General features: G+C 73.9%; 18 protein-coding genes and 1 pseudogene. 6 read left to right on the forward strand and 13 right to left on the reverse strand.

Features of this window, described 5'->3' with window-relative positions; genetic code table 11:
- Window positions 1–11 precede the first annotated feature (11 nt).
- Entirely contained in the window at window positions 12–380 is a 369-nt protein-coding gene (gene hisI, locus ACSNOG_RS09060; protein WP_436752046.1) for a phosphoribosyl-AMP cyclohydrolase, read from the reverse strand.
- A gap of 74 nt (window positions 381–454) precedes the next feature.
- On the opposite strand from hisI, the gene ACSNOG_RS09065 reads away from it, so the two are divergent.
- The 3 genes from ACSNOG_RS09065 to ACSNOG_RS09075 are packed head-to-tail and all read left to right on the forward strand — an operon-like array spanning window position 455 to window position 2564.
- Window positions 455–1294 (forward strand): hypothetical protein, encoded by an 840-nt coding sequence (locus ACSNOG_RS09065; RefSeq protein WP_436752047.1) that lies wholly within the window; start codon window positions 455–457, stop codon window positions 1292–1294.
- A gap of 46 nt (window positions 1295–1340) precedes the next feature.
- Window positions 1341–1973, forward strand: a complete 633-nt coding sequence (locus tag ACSNOG_RS09070) for a TIGR03085 family metal-binding protein (protein WP_436752048.1) — start codon at window positions 1341–1343, stop codon at window positions 1971–1973.
- A gap of 39 nt (window positions 1974–2012) precedes the next feature.
- On the forward strand, window positions 2013–2564 hold the full coding sequence (locus tag ACSNOG_RS09075; protein ID WP_436752049.1) for a DoxX family protein: 552 nt from the start codon (window positions 2013–2015) through the stop codon (window positions 2562–2564).
- A gap of 29 nt (window positions 2565–2593) precedes the next feature.
- On the opposite strand, the gene hisF is transcribed toward ACSNOG_RS09075, so the two are convergent.
- From hisF to hisD, 8 genes are read right to left on the reverse strand one after another with little or no spacing between them, the layout of a single operon-like run.
- Window positions 2594–3349, reverse strand: a complete 756-nt coding sequence (hisF, locus tag ACSNOG_RS09080; RefSeq protein WP_436752050.1) for an imidazole glycerol phosphate synthase subunit HisF — start codon at window positions 3347–3349, stop codon at window positions 2594–2596.
- Window positions 3346–3747 carry a RidA family protein gene (locus tag ACSNOG_RS09085; RefSeq protein WP_436752051.1) on the reverse strand — a complete coding sequence of 134 codons (402 nt, stop codon included), beginning with the start codon at window positions 3745–3747 and terminating at the stop codon, window positions 3346–3348. The genes hisF and ACSNOG_RS09085 overlap by 4 nt, the downstream gene beginning before the upstream one ends.
- The gene (gene priA, locus ACSNOG_RS09090) at window positions 3744–4469 is read right to left on the reverse strand and encodes a bifunctional 1-(5-phosphoribosyl)-5-((5-phosphoribosylamino)methylideneamino)imidazole-4-carboxamide isomerase/phosphoribosylanthranilate isomerase PriA (RefSeq protein ID WP_436752052.1); all 726 of its coding nucleotides are present in this window, start codon (window positions 4467–4469) and stop codon (window positions 3744–3746) included. Before priA ends, ACSNOG_RS09085 begins: the two co-directional genes overlap by 4 nt.
- On the reverse strand, window positions 4466–5110 hold the full coding sequence (hisH, locus tag ACSNOG_RS09095) for an imidazole glycerol phosphate synthase subunit HisH (protein ID WP_436752053.1): 645 nt from the start codon (window positions 5108–5110) through the stop codon (window positions 4466–4468). Before hisH ends, priA begins: the two co-directional genes overlap by 4 nt.
- Window positions 5107–5274, reverse strand: a complete 168-nt coding sequence (locus ACSNOG_RS09100) for a hypothetical protein (RefSeq protein ID WP_168091272.1) — start codon at window positions 5272–5274, stop codon at window positions 5107–5109. Before ACSNOG_RS09100 ends, hisH begins: the two co-directional genes overlap by 4 nt.
- Window positions 5271–5864: an imidazoleglycerol-phosphate dehydratase HisB gene (hisB, locus tag ACSNOG_RS09105; protein ID WP_436752054.1), complete on the reverse strand. Its 594-nt coding sequence runs from the start codon at window positions 5862–5864 to the stop codon at window positions 5271–5273. Before hisB ends, ACSNOG_RS09100 begins: the two co-directional genes overlap by 4 nt.
- Window positions 5861–6976: a histidinol-phosphate transaminase gene (locus ACSNOG_RS09110; protein ID WP_436752061.1), complete on the reverse strand. Its 1116-nt coding sequence runs from the start codon at window positions 6974–6976 to the stop codon at window positions 5861–5863. The genes hisB and ACSNOG_RS09110 overlap by 4 nt, the downstream gene beginning before the upstream one ends.
- 5 nt (window positions 6977–6981) lie before the next feature.
- The gene (gene hisD, locus ACSNOG_RS09115; RefSeq protein ID WP_436752055.1) at window positions 6982–8325 is read right to left on the reverse strand and encodes a histidinol dehydrogenase; all 1344 of its coding nucleotides are present in this window, start codon (window positions 8323–8325) and stop codon (window positions 6982–6984) included.
- Between the two features lie 146 nt (window positions 8326–8471).
- Here hisD and ACSNOG_RS09120 point away from each other — a divergent pair, with 146 nt between their 5' ends.
- Genes ACSNOG_RS09120 through ybaK form a run of 3 tightly spaced genes read left to right on the forward strand, consistent with a single transcriptional unit; the run spans window position 8472 to window position 11373 of the window.
- The gene (locus ACSNOG_RS09120) at window positions 8472–10073 is read left to right on the forward strand and encodes an oxidoreductase (protein ID WP_436752056.1); all 1602 of its coding nucleotides are present in this window, start codon (window positions 8472–8474) and stop codon (window positions 10071–10073) included.
- 44 nt (window positions 10074–10117) lie between these two features.
- Window positions 10118–10855 carry an LON peptidase substrate-binding domain-containing protein gene (locus tag ACSNOG_RS09125; RefSeq protein ID WP_436752057.1) on the forward strand — a complete coding sequence of 246 codons (738 nt, stop codon included), beginning with the start codon at window positions 10118–10120 and terminating at the stop codon, window positions 10853–10855.
- Window positions 10856–10872: 17 nt separating this feature from the next.
- On the forward strand, window positions 10873–11373 hold the full coding sequence (gene ybaK, locus ACSNOG_RS09130; protein WP_436752058.1) for a Cys-tRNA(Pro) deacylase: 501 nt from the start codon (window positions 10873–10875) through the stop codon (window positions 11371–11373).
- Between the two features lie 402 nt (window positions 11374–11775).
- Here ybaK and ACSNOG_RS09135 read toward each other — a convergent pair whose 3' ends face one another.
- The 4 genes and pseudogenes from ACSNOG_RS09135 to ACSNOG_RS09150 all read right to left on the reverse strand — a co-directional run.
- On the reverse strand, window positions 11776–12396 hold the full coding sequence (locus ACSNOG_RS09135) for an ABC transporter permease (RefSeq protein ID WP_436752059.1): 621 nt from the start codon (window positions 12394–12396) through the stop codon (window positions 11776–11778).
- 56 nt (window positions 12397–12452) lie between these two features.
- A complete protein-coding gene (locus tag ACSNOG_RS09140; protein WP_436752062.1) occupies window positions 12453–13289 on the reverse strand; it encodes an ABC transporter permease in 837 nt (278 codons plus the stop codon).
- A gap of 67 nt (window positions 13290–13356) precedes the next feature.
- Window positions 13357–14328 (reverse strand): ABC transporter ATP-binding protein, encoded by a 972-nt coding sequence (locus tag ACSNOG_RS09145; RefSeq protein WP_436752063.1) that lies wholly within the window; start codon window positions 14326–14328, stop codon window positions 13357–13359.
- A gap of 109 nt (window positions 14329–14437) precedes the next feature.
- A pseudogene (locus ACSNOG_RS09150) lies at window positions 14438–15003 on the reverse strand (NYN domain-containing protein); the annotation flags it as partial.

Genomic DNA, 15003 nt, shown 5'->3' on the forward strand with positions numbered 1-15003 from the left:
GGCAGCGGAGCCTACTTGCCCAGCGGGAGGACGTCGGCATCGAAACAGGTGCGGTCGCCTGTGTGGCAGGCGGCGCCCACCTGGTCGACCTTGACGAGGAGGGCGTCCTTGTCGCAGTCGAGGGCCACGGACTTCACGTACTGGACGTGTCCGGACGTGTCGCCCTTGACCCAGTACTCCCCGCGGCTGCGGCTCCAGTAGGTGCAGCGGCCGGTGGTCAGGGTGCGGTGGAGCGCCTCGTCGTCCATCCAGCCGAGCATGAGCACCTCCCCGGTGTCGTACTGCTGGGCGATGGCGGGGATCAGCCCGTCGGCGCTGCGCTTGAGGCGCGCGGCGACGGCGGGGTCGAGGGAGGACGCGGGGGCGGTGTTGCCGGTCATGGGTCCATTCTGCCGCGCGGACCGGCCGGGACCCCCCGGACGGGCCTGTCAGTGGCGTACGGCATGCTTCGCCCATGAGTACTCCGCCCTCGAACTCCCCGCGGCCCCCCGGTGGCGGCGGTGGGTTCGGCCCGCCGCAGCAGTTCGGGCCGCCGTCAGCCCAGCCGCCCGCCCAGCCCTACGGACAGCCGCAAGCACCGCAGGGATACGGCCAGCAGCCCGGCTACGGTCAGCAGCCGGGTTTCGGCCAGTACGGTCAGCAGCAGTACGGACAGCAGTTCGGACAGCCGATGCCGCCCCCGCCCCCGCCCTCGGGCGGCAACGGCGCGAAGGTCGCCGCGATCGTCATCGGCTGCGTCCTGGTGGTCGGCCTCGTCGTGGGCGGCATCATGCTGACCGCCGGCGGCGACAAGGACGACAAGCCCGTCGCCAAGCCGAAGAGCTCCTCCACCCCGTCGGCGGCGCCCTCCGCGCCGGCCGTGGACCCGAGCGGCCCGGGCACCGACCCCTCCAACCCGGATCCGTCCTCTTCCTCCTCCTCGCCGTCGGTCTCCCGCGTGCCGTACGTGGTGCTCAAGCCCGGCCAGTGCTTCGACCACCCGCGCATGAGCATCGGGCTCACCGAGGTGAAGACGAAGCCGTGCAGCGGTCCGCACGACGGCGAGGTCATCGCCAACGAGACCCTGACGGGCAAGTTCGACTCCGAGCTGGACATCCAGACCAAGGCCCGGGAGCTGTGCAAGAAGAGGGCGCAGGACCGCATGCGCTCCATAACCGACGGCAAGAACTACTACTCGTACGTGCTCTACCCGACCCCGGTCACCTACGCCCGCGGCCAGGACCAGATCACGTGCTCGATGACGCTGAGCGTCTCGCAGGGCGGCCAGAAGATGGACAAGCCGCTGCCCGAGTAGTCGCGGGGGCGTGGCACGGGTGGCGGGACGGCCTTAGGGTGGCGCCATGTCGACCCACGCCCAGCGCGAACGCCTGTTCCTCGCCGACCTGTTGGAGTCGGCGGGCCCGAACGCCCCGACGCTCTGCGCCGGCTGGCGGGCCCGTGATCTCGCGGCCCACGTCGTCGTGCGCGAGCGCCGCGCCGATGCCGCCGCCGGGATCGTGCTCAAGCCGCTGGCCGCGCGTCTGGAGCGGGTGCAGGCGGAGTTCGCCGCCAAGCCCTACGAGGAGCTGATCCAGCTCATCCGCACCGGGCCGCCGCGGCTCTCCCCGTACGCCCTCAAGCAGATCGACGAGGCGGCGAACACGGTGGAGTTCTACGTGCACGCCGAGGACGTGCGCCGGGCCCAGCCGGACTGGGCCCCGCGCGAGGTCGACCCCGTCTTCGCGGACGCCCTGTGGGCCCGGCTGGAGCGGGTGGCGCGGATGCTCGGCCGCAGATCGCCCGTCGGCCTGGTCCTGCGTCGCCCCGACGGCCGCACCGCGGTCGCGCAGCGCGGCACGCCGGTGGTGACCGTCACCGGGGAGCCCGGCGAGCTGACCCTCTTCGCCTTCGGCCGCCAGACGGCCGCCCGGGTGGAGCTGGAGGGCGAAAAGGACGCGGTGGCCGAGGCTGAGGCGGCAAAGCTGGGAATCTGAGGCTCCGTGCCGGACCCGACCCCGAAGAGGTGCCCTGCGATGGCGTACACCAGCAGATCCGCCCACTCCGTCCCGTCGTCCGGACCGTACGCGCCCTACGCGCCACCCCCGGCCTCCTTCTCGCTGGGGATCCTGCTGCTCCGGATGATGATCGGCCTGATCATGATGGGGCACGGAACGCAGAAGCTGTTCGGCTGGTTCGACGGGCCGGGGCTCGACGGGGTCGCGAAGGGCTTCGGGGCCTGGGGCTATCCCGCGCCCAAGGCCATGGCCGTCATCGCCGGCCTCAGCGAGACCCTGGGCGGCGCCGGCCTCTTCCTCGGCCTCCTCACCCCGCTGGCCGCGGCCGCCGTGCTGGGCACGATGGTCAATGCGCTCGGGGTGACGTGGGACGCGTTCTTCCTCCCCAAGGGCATCGAGTTCACCCTGCTGATCGCCGTCACGGCGGCGGCGCTCGCGCTCACCGGCCCCGGCAGGTACTCGGCGGACGCACACCTGCCGGTGCTGCGGCAGCACCGGCTGTCCTACGGGATCGCAGCGATCGCCCTCGCCCTGGTGACGGGGGCGGTCTTCCTGCTCATCCGTGACTAGCGGCCGGCCGTGACCGGCGGGCCGCGCGGCTAACGGACCGGGTGACCCGCCTCGCGGAGGGCGCCCTTGACGTCGGCGATCCGCAGGTCGCCGAAGTGGAAGACCGACGCGGCCAGGACCGCGTCCGCGCCTGCCGCCACCGCCGGAGCGAAGTGCTCCAGACGTCCCGCGCCGCCGCTCGCGATGACCGGAACCGTGACGTGCTTGCGCACGGCCTCGATCATCTCGGTGTCGTAGCCGTCCTTGGTGCCGTCGGCGTCCATGGAGTTCAGCAGGATCTCCCCGGCGCCCAGCTCCGCCGCGCGGTGCGCCCACTCGACGGCGTCGAGGCCGGTGCCGCGGCGGCCGCCGTGGGTGGTGACCTCGAAGCTGCCGGACGGCGTGCGGCGGGCGTCGACGGACAGGACGAGGACCTGCCGGCCGAAGCGCTCGGCGATCTCCTGGACGAGCTCCGGCCGCTCGATGGCCGCCGTGTTGACGCCCACCTTGTCGGCGCCGGCCCGCAGCAGCTTGTCGACGTCGGACGCGGTGCGCACGCCCCCGCCGACGGTCAGCGGGATGAAGACCTGCTCGGCCGTGCGGCGGACCACGTCGTAGGTGGTCTCGCGGTTGCCGGAGGAGGCGGTGATGTCGAGGAACGTCAGCTCGTCGGCGCCCTCCCGGCCGTACACCTTGGCCATTTCCACCGGGTCGCCCGCGTCGCGCAGGTTCTGGAAGTTGACGCCCTTGACGACACGGCCGTTGTCCACGTCCAGGCAGGGGATGACTCGGACCGCCAGGGTCATGTGCTCGTTGCTCCTCGGTACGCTTCCAGCTCTACTTCGACCAGCACGCGCGAATCGACGAAGCCGGAGACGACGACCAGGGTCGCCGCCGGGCGGACCGCGTCGAAGAGCTCCTTGTGGGCACGGCCCACCTCGTCCACGTCTCGCGCGTGGGTCAGGTACATCCGGGTGCGGACGACGGCCTCGGGGCCGAGGCCGAACCGCTCCAGCGCGGCGAGGGCATTACCGAAGGCCGACCTGGCCTGCTGGTACGGATCGCCCTCGCCGTTCAGCACGGTGCCGGTGAACGGCATCGTGCCGGACACCAGCACCCGGTCTCCCGCCGCGACGGCGCGCGCACAACCGAAGGCCTCTTCCCAGGGACTGTCGCTCTGCACGCGCTGCACGGCTTCGGTCATACGGACACAGCCTCCAGGGCCTCTTCCAAGGTGAACGCCTTGGCGTAGAGGGCCTTTCCGACGATGGCGCCTTCGACACCCTCCGGTACCAGGTTGGCGATCGCGCGCAGATCGTCAAGGGAGGAGACTCCGCCGGAGGCCACGACCGGCTTGTCGGTGGCCGCGCAGACGTTCTTCAGCAGCTCCAGGTTGGGGCCCTGGAGAGTGCCGTCCTTGGCGATGTCGGTGACGACGTAGCGGGCGCAGCCCTCGGAGTCGAGACGGGCGAGCGTCTCGTAGAGGTCGCCGCCGTCACGGGTCCAGCCGCGGCCGCGCAGCGTCGTGCCGCGGACGTCCAGGCCGACCGCGATCTTGTCGCCGTGCTCGGCGATGACCTTGGCGACCCACTCGGGGGTCTCCAGGGCGGCGGTGCCGAGGTTGACGCGGGTGCAGCCGGTGGCGAGGGCCGCGGCGAGCGAGGCGTCGTCGCGGATGCCGCCGGACAGCTCGACCTTGATGTCCATGGCCCCGGCCACCTCGGCGATGAGCTCGCGGTTGTCACCGGTGCCGAAAGCGGCGTCCAGGTCGACCAGGTGCAGCCACTCGGCGCCCGAGCGCTGCCAGGCGAGGGCCGCCTCCAGCGGGGAGCCGTACGACGTCTCGGAGCCGGACTCGCCGTGGACGAGGCGCACGGCCTGGCCGTCGCGGACGTCGACGGCGGGGAGGAGTTCGAGCTTGCTCACAGGGTTCCGATCCAGTTGGTGAGGAGCTGGGCTCCGGCGTCGCCGGACTTCTCGGGGTGGAACTGGGTGGCCCACAGGGGGCCGTTCTCCACGGCGGCCACGAAGGGCTCCCCGTGCGTGGCCCAGGTGACCTTGGGCGCGCGGATGTTGGGGTTGGTCACCTCCAGGCTCCACTCGCGCACCGCGTAGGAGTGCACGAAGTAGTAGCGGGTGTCCGCGTCGAGGCCGGCGAAGAGCTGCGAGTCCCCGGCGGGGGTGACGGTGTTCCAGCCCATGTGCGGGACGACGTCCGCCTTGAGGGGCTCGACGACGCCGGGCCACTCGTCCAGGCCCTCGGTCTCCACGCCGTGCTCGATGCCGCGCTCGAAGAGGATCTGCATGCCGACGCAGATGCCCATCACCGGGCGGCCGCCGGAGAGCCGGCGGCCGATGAGCCAGTCGCCGCGGGCGGCGCGCAGGCCCTGCATGCAGGCCGCGAAGGCGCCGACGCCGGGGACGAGGACGCCGTCGGCGTTCATGGCCGTCTCGTAGTCGCCGGTGATCTCGACGTCCGCGCCGACGTGGGCGAGGGCGCGCTCGGCGGAGCGGATGTTGCCGAAGCCGTAGTCGAAGACGACGACCTTCTTCTTCGGGGCGCTCATGACCACAGTCCTTCGATCCGGAGGGTGCCGGCGGTCAGGCACATCGCGGCGCCTATCCCGAGCAGCACGACGATGCTCTTGGGCATGCCCTGCTTGAGGAAGGAGATGATGCCGCCGACGAGGAAGAGGCCGACGACGATGAGCGTGGTGGAGAGGCCGTTCACAGGGCGCCCTTCGTGGAGGGGAGGATTCCGGCTGCGCGCGGGTCGCGCTCGGACGCGTAGCGCAGGGCCCGGGCGAGGGCCTTGAACTGGCACTCCACGATGTGGTGGGCGTTGCGTCCGTACGGGACGTGCACGTGCAGGGCGATCTGCGCCTGCGCGACGAAGGACTCCAGGATGTGCCGGGTCATCGTCGTGTCGTACGTGCCGATCATCGGCGCCATGTTCTCGGGCTCGGTGTGCACGAGGTAGGGGCGGCCGGAGAGGTCGACGGTGACCTGGGCGAGGGACTCGTCCAGGGGGACCGTGCAGTTGCCGAAGCGGTAGATGCCCACCTTGTCGCCGAGGGCCTGCCGGAAGGCGGCGCCCAGCGCGAGGGCGGTGTCCTCGATGGTGTGGTGGGTGTCGATGTGCAGGTCGCCGTCGGTCTTGACGGTGAGGTCGAAGAGGCCGTGGCGGCCGAGCTGGTCGAGCATGTGGTCGTAGAAGCCGACCCCGGTCGACACGTCGACCTGCCCGGTCCCGTCGAGGTCGATCTCGACGAGGACGGAGGTCTCCTTGGTGGTGCGCTCTACGCGGCCCACGCGAGTCATTGCTTGTTCTCCTTCAGTACGGCGCGGACCGCGTCCAGGAACGCGTCGTTCTCCTCGGGCGTGCCGGCGGTGACCCGCAGCCACCCCGGTACGCCGTTGTCCCGCACCAGCACGCCGTGGTCGAGGATGGCCCGCCACGCGGCGTGGCTGTCCTCGAACCGGCCGAACTGGACGAAGTTGGCGTCGGAGTCGGTCACCTCGCAGCCCGCCGCGCGCAGCTCGGTGACCAGACGGTCGCGTTCGGCCTTGAGCTGCTCGACGTAGCCGAGGAGCGTGTCCGTGTGCTCCAGGGCGGCCAGCGCCGTGGCCTGGGTGACGGCCGACAGGTGGTACGGCAGGCGGACGAGCTGGACGGCGTCGACCACGGCCGCGTCCGCGGCGAGGTAGCCGAGCCGCAGCCCGGCCGCGCCGAAGGCCTTGGACATGGTGCGGGAGACGACCAGGTTCGGGCGGCCCTCGATGAGCGGCAGCAGCGAGGCGCGGTGGCTGAACTCGCCGTACGCCTCGTCGACGACCACCAGCGAGGGCCGGGCCGCCTGCGCGGCCTCGTACAGCCGCAGGACCGTCTCCGCGTCGACCGCCGTGCCCGTGGGGTTGTTGGGCGAGCAGACGAAGACGACGTGCGGGCGGTGCTCGGCGATGGCGCGCTCGGCCGCCTCCACGTCGATGGTGAAGTCGTCGCGGCGGGGGCCGGAGATCCAGCCGGTGCCGGTGCCGCGCGAGATCAGGGCGTGCATCGAGTACGACGGCTCGAAGCCGATCGCGGTGCGGCCGGGTCCGCCGAAGGTCTGCAGCAGCTGCTGGAGGACCTCGTTGGAGCCGTTGGCCGCCCACACCTGCGCCGTGGTGACCTCGTGCCCGGCGGTGCGGGTGAGGTACTTCGCCAGCTCGGTGCGGAGCTCGACCGCGTCCCGGTCGGGGTAGCGGTTGAGGTGCCGCGCGGCCTCGGCGACGCGCTCGGCGATGCGGGCGACGAGGGGCTCGGGCAGCGGGTAGGGATTCTCGTTGGTGTTCAGGCGGACGGGCACGTCCAGCTGGGGGGCGCCGTACGGGGACTTGCCGCGCAGTTCGTCCCGGACGGGAAGGTCGTCGATACGGGTTTCGTGCGTCATGTGCGTCACTTGCCGTCCGGCACCTTCCGGTCACCGGCGAACCGCGCCGTGACCGCGGCGCCGTGCGCCGGCAGGTCCTCCGCCTCGGCGAGCGTCACCACGTGGCCCGCGACCTCGGCCAGGGCCTCGCGCGTGTAGTCCACGACGTGGATGCCGCGCAGGAAGCTCTGGACGGACAGGCCGGAGGAGTGGCAGGCGCAGCCGCCGGTGGGCAGCACGTGGTTGGAGCCGGCGGCGTAGTCGCCGAGCGAGACGGGGGCGTACGGGCCGACGAAGATCGCGCCGGCGTTCTGCACGCGGGCCGCGACGGCCGCGGCGTCCGCGGTCTGGATCTCCAGGTGCTCGGCGCCGTAGGCGTCGACGACGGCGAGGCCGTGGTCGACGGAATCGACCAGGACGATGCCGGACTGGCGGCCGGAGAGCGCGGGCGCGATGCGGTCCTCGACGTGCCGGGCCAGGGCGACCTGGGCCTCCAGCTCCTTCTCGACCGCGTTCGCGAGGTCCTCGGAGTCGGTGACCAGGACGGCGGCGGCCAGCGGGTCGTGCTCGGCCTGGCTGATCAGGTCGGCGGCGACGTGCACGGGGTCGGCGGTGGCGTCCGCGAGGATCGCGATCTCGGTGGGGCCGGCCTCGGCGTCGATGCCGATGCGGCCCTTGAGCAGCCGCTTGGCGGCCGCGACCCAGATGTTGCCCGGGCCGGTGACCATGTTGACCGGGCGGCACTCCTCGGTGCCGTAGGCGAACATGGCGACGGCCTGGGCGCCGCCCGCGGCGTACACCTCGTCGACGCCCAGCAGTGCGCAGGCGGCCAGGATCGTCGGGTGCGGCAGGCCGCCGAAGTCCGCCTGGGGCGGGGAGGAGACGGCCATGGAGCCGACGCCGGCCTCCTGGGCCGGCACCACGTTCATGATCACGGACGAGGGGTAGACGGACCGGCCGCCCGGCACGTACAGCCCGACGCGCCGGACGGGCACCCAGCGCTCGGTGACCGTGCCGCCGGGCACGACCTGGACGGTCTTGTCGGTGCGGCGCTGCTCGCGGTGGACGATCCGGGCGCGGCGGATGGACTCCTCCAGCGCGGCCCGCACGGCCGGGTCGAGCTCGTCGAGGGCGCGGGTGATCGCCTCGGCGGGGACCCGGATGCGGTCGAGCGTGACGCCGTCGAACCGATGCGCGTAGTCGATCAGTGCCGCGGTACCGCGATGATGCACGTCCTCGCAGATGGGCCGCACCTTCTCCAGGGCGGCCTCGACGTCGAGTTCGGCTCGGGGCAGCAGGTCGCGGTCGATGCCGGCCTCGGGGGATCCCGGGGCGGGGGCGGAGCCGCGCAGATCGATTCGGGAGATCACACGGTAATTGTCTCAGACCCGTCCCGTCGCACGGCGCCCCGTACCACTCAGTGGTACGGGAGTTTCACTGAGAGTGTTCAATCGGTCACGCGTTTGGGAATGAGAACGGTACACAGGGGTGTACGGGACGGGAGGGGGTACGCAGCGTGACCGACCCGACGGACGGCGGCCCTCCCGCGGAGCTGGAGCTGACGGCCCCCGAGCGGGCGATGTGGGAGGCCTTCCGCCAAGGCGCGCCCTATGACCTGCGCACCCCCCGCCCCGAGTGGAACGATCCGCGCGCCCCGCACGCGTGGGGGCCCGAGCGGAGCGTGCGGGCCCGCTTCGTGGCCCTCCTCCTGCTGGACGGCCCGCCCCCGCTGCCCGGCCGCGTCTGCGCCCTCAAGCTCAACGGCGTGCAGATCACCGGCCAGCTCGACCTGTCGGGCGGCACCGTCGTGCCGTACGTCGAGATGCACAACTGCCGCTTCGAGCAGGAGGTGCTCCTGCCCGAGAGCCACTTCACGACGCTGCGGCTGATCGCCTGCTCCCTGCCCCGGCTGGAGGCCGCCCGGCTGCGCACCGAGGGCGACCTGCACCTGCCGCGGTGCGTCGTCCAGCGCGGCATACGGCTGACCGACGCCCAGATAGGCACCGACCTGCTGCTCAACCAGCTGGTGGTGCGCGCGGACCGGCGCGGGGTCTCCGTCGCCGCCGACGGCATCTCCGTCGGGCAGGACCTGCAGGCCGAGATGATGCGCTCGTACGGCGAGCTGAGCATGCGGGCCGCCACGATAGGGGTCTCGCTGAGCCTGCGCGGCTCCACGCTGAGCAATCCCCAGGGACGGCGCGCGCTCAACGCCCCGCAGATGACCGTGGAGCGCACGCTCTATCTGACCGGGGCCGGGGTCGGCGGCTATCCGTTCGCCACCGGCGCCACTCCCCCGTACGGCATCACCACCACCCCGCAGCACGGCATCCGCACCCAGGCCTTCGAGTGCCGCGGCGGGGTGCGCCTCGACGACGGCCGGTTCGGCGACGCCGTCGACTTCAGCCAGGCCCGGTTCGTCCTGGAGTCCGACCAGGAGCTGTCGCTGCGCCGCGTCCAGACCCCCGAGCTGCGCTTCCTCGGCGAATGGGTCCAGCGGGGGCGGGTCGTGCTCTCCGGGGCCCGCGTCTCGAACCTGGTCGACCGCTACGCGAGCTGGCCCGGCCCGGGCAGCCTGGTGATGGCCGGCTTCTCCTACGAGACGCTGATACCGCTCGGCCACTTCCCCCTGGCCCTGCGCCTGGAGTGGGTCGCCGCCGCCACCCCCGAGTACGCCCCCGAGCCCTACGAGCAGCTGGCGAGCGCCCTGCGCGACAGCGGCGAGGACGCCGACGCCCGCGCCGTCCTGCTCGCCAAACAGCGGCGCCGCCGCGAGACCCTCCCCCCGGCCGGCAAGGCCTGGGGGTACCTGCAGGACTGGACCGTGGCCTACGGCTACCGCCCCGGGCGGGCGGCGGTGTGGATGGCCGTGCTGTGGGCGGCCGCCACGGTCTACTTCACCTGGCGGCCCGTACCGCCGCTGAAGGAGGGCGAAGGGCCCGCCTGGAGCCCGGAGCTCTACGCCCTCGACCTGCTCGTCCCCGTCATCGACCTGGGGCAGGGCGGCGCCTGGCGCCCCACCGGGGCGACGCAGTGGGTCGTCACGGCGCTCATCCTGCTGGGCTGGGTGCTGGCGACGACCGTGGCGGCCGGGGCGTCCCGGCTGCTGCGCCGGCAGTGAACGCCGGGGCGGCATCGCTGCACAGGCCATTAGGCTTACCGGCTGTGACCACCGCGCGCCTGCCCCTCTTCCCGCTGAACTCGGTGCTGTTCCCCGGACTCGTCCTGCCCCTGAACGTCTTCGAACAGCGGTACCGCGCGCTGATGCGCGACCTGTCGGCGCTCCCCGAGGAGGAGCCGCGCCGCTTCGGCGTCGTCGCCATCCGCGACGGCAGCGAGGTCGCGCCCACGGCGCCCGGGCTGCCCGAGGGCGCCCGCCCCGAGCCCGGCCCCGCCTCCGGCTTCGGCCCCGACCCCCGCAAGGCGTTCCACGCCGTGGGCTGCGTGGCCGAGGCGGCGACGATCCGCGAGCGCTCCGACGGCACGTACGAGGTCCTCGCCACCGGCACCACCCGCTTCCGCCTGCTGTCCGTCGACGCCTCCGGGCCCTATCTGACCGGTGAGGTCGAGGACGTCGAGGAGGAGCAGGGCGAGGGCGCGGGCGCGCTCGCCTCCGGGGTCGTGCGCGCCTTCCGCGCCTACCAGAAGCGGCTCGCCGGGGCCTCCGAGCGCACGCTCGCCGGGCAGAGCGACCTGCCGGGCGAGCCGTCCGTCCTCTCCTACCTCGTCGCCGCCGCGGCCATGCTCGACACCCCGGCCAAGCAGCGGCTGCTGGAGACGCCGGACACGGCGACGCGGCTCGCGCGCGAGCTGAAAATGCTGCGCACCGAGACCGCGGTGATCGCTAAGCTCCCCTCGCTGCCGGCCGTCGACTTCACCCGGCGGCCCACGAACCCCAACTGACCCGACGGGACGGACCCTTGGCACGCAAGGCCGGCAAGCAGCAGCCGGGCTCGACCCCGGCGATCGTCGCCCTGGAGAAGGCCGGAGCCGTCTTCTCCGTGCACTCCTACGCCCACGACCCGGCGGCCCCCTCCTACGGCGAGGAGGCCGCGGAGGCGCTCGGGCGCGATCCCGCCCAGGTCTTCAAGACCCTCGTCGCCGAGGTCGACGGCGCCCTGACCGTGGCCGTCGTGCCCGTCTCCGGCTCGCTCGACCTCAAGGCCCTGGCGGCGGCGGTCGGCGGCAAGCGGGCGGCGATGGCCGACCCGGCGGCCGCGGAGCGCACCACTGGGTACGTACGGGGAGGCATCTCCCCGCTCGGGCAGCGCCGGCGCCTGCCGACCGCCCTGGACGCCTCCGCGCGCTCCCACGCCACCATCTGCGTCTCGGCGGGGCGCCGCGGCCTGGAGGTCGAGCTCTCCCCCGCCGACCTGGCGGCCCTCACCGGCGCGGTGGTCGCACCGATCGGCCGCGCGTGACCCCGCGGGTGCGGGGGTCTGGACGGCCGCGCGTCCCTCGGCTACGACCTTCAGGAGCGGGCCGCCGCGCGTGCGGCCCGCGCCCCGGGAGGGACGCCCATGTCGAAGCGCACCCGCAAGCGCCGCTGGCGCCTGAAGAAGAACCGCGCCAACCACGGCCGCAGGCCGGCGTAGCCCCTTGCCGGGCCGGCCCGGAATCCGGCCCCCGGCCGGCCCGGCACCGCCGGACCGCGCCGCGGGGGTTGCTCTCCGCCGCGGCGGGGATTTCCTGACCGGCGCGGACAGGGCCGGGCCTCGGCTCTCCGCAGGAGGAAACGGCGAAAGGGTGGGGCCGGGGTGCCTCCTCCGCCGCGACGGCGGCGAGCCACCCGCATACGCATCCGGCGCGGTGCCGGAGCCGGATCAGGCCGGGACGTCGTGCTCCCCGGCCGGCCAGTGCGGCTCCGGCTCCGGATCGCGGGGGCCGAAGAGGGCCGTCAGGGCCAGGTGGACCGCCATCGCCGCCAGCGGCCACGCCAGCAGCGCCCCCTTGGCGGCGAGCTTGAGCGGCGCGTCGAAGACGACGCCGCGCCCCGCCGCGCGGGCCGCCGCGACCACGTCCGACGTCGGGCCGAGCGCGATGCCCACCCGCCAGGCGATCACGGAGGCGACCAGGGAGCCGGCGGCGAGGCCGGCGACCAGCGGAACGCCCCCGCGGCGGCGCAGCAGGAAGACGACGGCGGCGCTCACCGCGCCGAAGCCGAGCGCCAGCAGCACGAACATGCCGTCCGCGCCGATCGCCTGCTCGCCCTCGCTGTTCCTGAGGTAGACCGCCTTGCCGTCCGAGATCAGCGGCACGCGCGGCGCCAGCCACACCCACAGCAGCCCGAGGAGCACTCCGGCGACGGCCACCGCCGCGGCGATCACCGCGGCCTGCCGCAGCTCGGTGTGCAGTTCCTCCCGCCCGGCGGAGGCAGCGGCGGGGACGCCCCCGGCGGGCTGCTCGTCGGCGGGCGGGTCATGCGGCGTCAGCGGTGCGGTCACCCTGTCATCGTGCCAGGTCGCGGCCGCAGTCCCGGCGGCAGGACCGTCCTGGCGCGTCACCGCACGGCCGCCCGGCGGTACGCCCAGGTGGCCACGGCCAGCGACACCACGCCGACGGCGGCGCACACGCCGAGGTCGGCCGCGACCACGGCCCAGTCGGGGTTCGCGTCGAAGGTGCGGGCCAGCGCCTCCACGCCGTAGGTGGAGGGCAGCAGGTCGCGGGCGTAGGCGATCGGCGCGGGCATGTGGGCGGCGGGGAGCACGCCCAGCAACAGCGCCGCCGACATGCCCAGCTGTCCGCAGAGCGTCGCCAGCTCCTGCCGGGGCGCGAGCAGCCCGAGGGCCGCGCCGAGCCCGGCGAGGGCGGCGCCGGACAGCGGGACCACTGCCGCGAGCACCCACAGGTGCCCCATCGGCAGTTTGAACAGGACGCTGCCCACGACCGCGGTGACGGCCGTGCCGGGCACGGTGAAGGAGGCGTACGCGCCGGCCGCGCCGAGGACCACGGCCGCGGGCGGCACCGGCAGCGTCGCGTAGTGGTCGAGGCCGCCGCCGGCGCGCAGCTGCCCGAAGTACTGGGCGAGGAGGTTGAGGGCGACGAAGGCCACGACGAGCACGCTGGAGCCGGCCACGACGGCCCGCGCCTCGTCGCCGCCGTCCACCACGCCACGCATCATGATCATGATGCCGACGGACTGGAACGTGGCCACGAAGAGCAGCGGGATCCGCGCCACCTTGGCCCGCGAGAGCTGCGCGCGGTACACGGCGGCCAGGGCGGGCAGCAGCTTCGCCCTGGGCGCGAGCGGCGCGGCGTCCTGACCGCCGGACCGGGGCCGGGATTCGCTCCCGGTCCGGACCGTCCCGGACACCGCCTCTGCGGATACAGCACTCACCCGGCACAGCTCCTGTTCGGGGACGACGAGGGCGACGGAGGCAACGGGGACGACGGGCACGGCGGCGTCACGCCTTCACCAGCCCGTCCGCGCGGCCGCCGAGCGCCAGGTAGACGTCCTCCAGGCTCGGCGTGGTCAGCGTGAAGTCGTCGAGCGCGGCGAAGGCGGGCCCGCCGGTCACGGCGGCGACGGCCGCGCGCGCCTCGGCGGGGGCGAGCCGCAGCGTCCAGCGGCGCCCCGCGGCGTGCGCGGCGTCGCGCAGCGCGGCGACCTCGGGGACGCCGAGGGGGGCCTCGTCGCGCCAGACGAGCTCGACGCGGACCTCGTCGCCGACGAGCTCCTTCAGCCCCGCGGGGGTGTCGCAGGCGATGATGCGCCCGCGCTCCAGGACGGCGACGCGGTCGAGGACGGTCTCGGCCTCGATGACGTTGTGGGTGACGAGCAGGACGGTCGCGCCGCGCTCGGCGCGCCGCCGGTCGACGGCGGCCCAGACGGCGCGGCGGGCCACGGGGTCCATGCCGGCGGTGGGCTCGTCGAGGACGAGCACGGGCCGGTCGCCGGTGAGCGCGGCGGCGAAGCAGGCCAGCCGGCGCTGGCCGCCGGAGAGCTTCTTCAGCGGGCGGCCGGCGAGGGCGGTGAGGCCCAGCTCTTCGAGGACGGCGTCGCGCTCGGCGCGCGCGGCGCGCAGGCCGAGGCCGCGCAGCCGGCCGGTGGTCTCGGCGGCGAGGGAGACCGTCAGCTCGTCCAGCGCGGTCGACTCCTGGCCGAGGTAGCCGACGAGCCGGGCGGCGCGCTCGGGGTGGCGCACGAGGTCGTGGCCGAGCAGCTCGACGCTGCCCTCGTCGGGGCGGAGCAGGCCGGTCAGCTGGCGCACCAGGGTGGACTTGCCGGCGCCGTTGGGGCCGAGCAGCCCGAAGATCTCGCCGCGCCGGACCTCCAGGTCGATGCCGTCGCTGGCGCGCACGGCCGCGGTGCCGGGCGTGCCGCGGCGGCCGCGCGCGGCGGGATAGGTCTTGACCAGGCCGCGCACGGTGCACACCGTGGCGGCTGCCGCCGCCTCTTTCACGCCCGTCCTCACGAGCTATGAGGGTACGCGGTTGGACTCGCGCCCCGGCCGTTGGGGCGCCCGAAGGCGGGGCGTGGTGCCGTCAGTCGCCCACCGGAGCCTTCTCCGCGGCCGTGCGCGCGTCGATTTCACGCCAGAACCCGGCACGGATCGCATAGCGGTCGTGCTCGTCGATCTGGTCGTCCTTGTGGGCGAGGAGCCCGAAACGGGCGGCGTAGCGCAGCAGCTCGCCGTCGATGCGGTGCGGGATGCGGGGGTACTCCGAGGAGAGGTGCTGCAGGTGGACGGCGTCGGCGAGCCGCTCGGCCCAGCGCCGGGCGAAGACCTGGCCGACCTCGAAGGGGTCGCCGCCGACGGTGGTGATGTCCTCCTCCCGGTCCGCCCAGCGCTGCTCGGCGCTGGTGAGCTGGGCGAGCATCGGCAGGGCGGCGGTTTCGGGGGGCTCGCCGAGCCCGGTGCCGGTGCCGCGCTCGATCCAGCCCTTGTCGGAGGACCAGCGCAGGGTGGCGTTGGCCGCGAGGGGGGCGCCCTGGCCGCCGCCCTGGCCGGGTTGCCCGGCGGGGCCGGACTGGGCCGCGGCGGGCTGGCCGGCGGGGCCGCGGCCGAGGATGGCGAGGTCCTTGGGGGTGGGCACGCCCCGGGTGGCGG

It is taken from the genome of Streptomyces sp. URMC 124 (assembly GCF_051386455.1).
GTDB lineage: Bacteria > Actinomycetota > Actinomycetes > Streptomycetales > Streptomycetaceae > Streptomyces.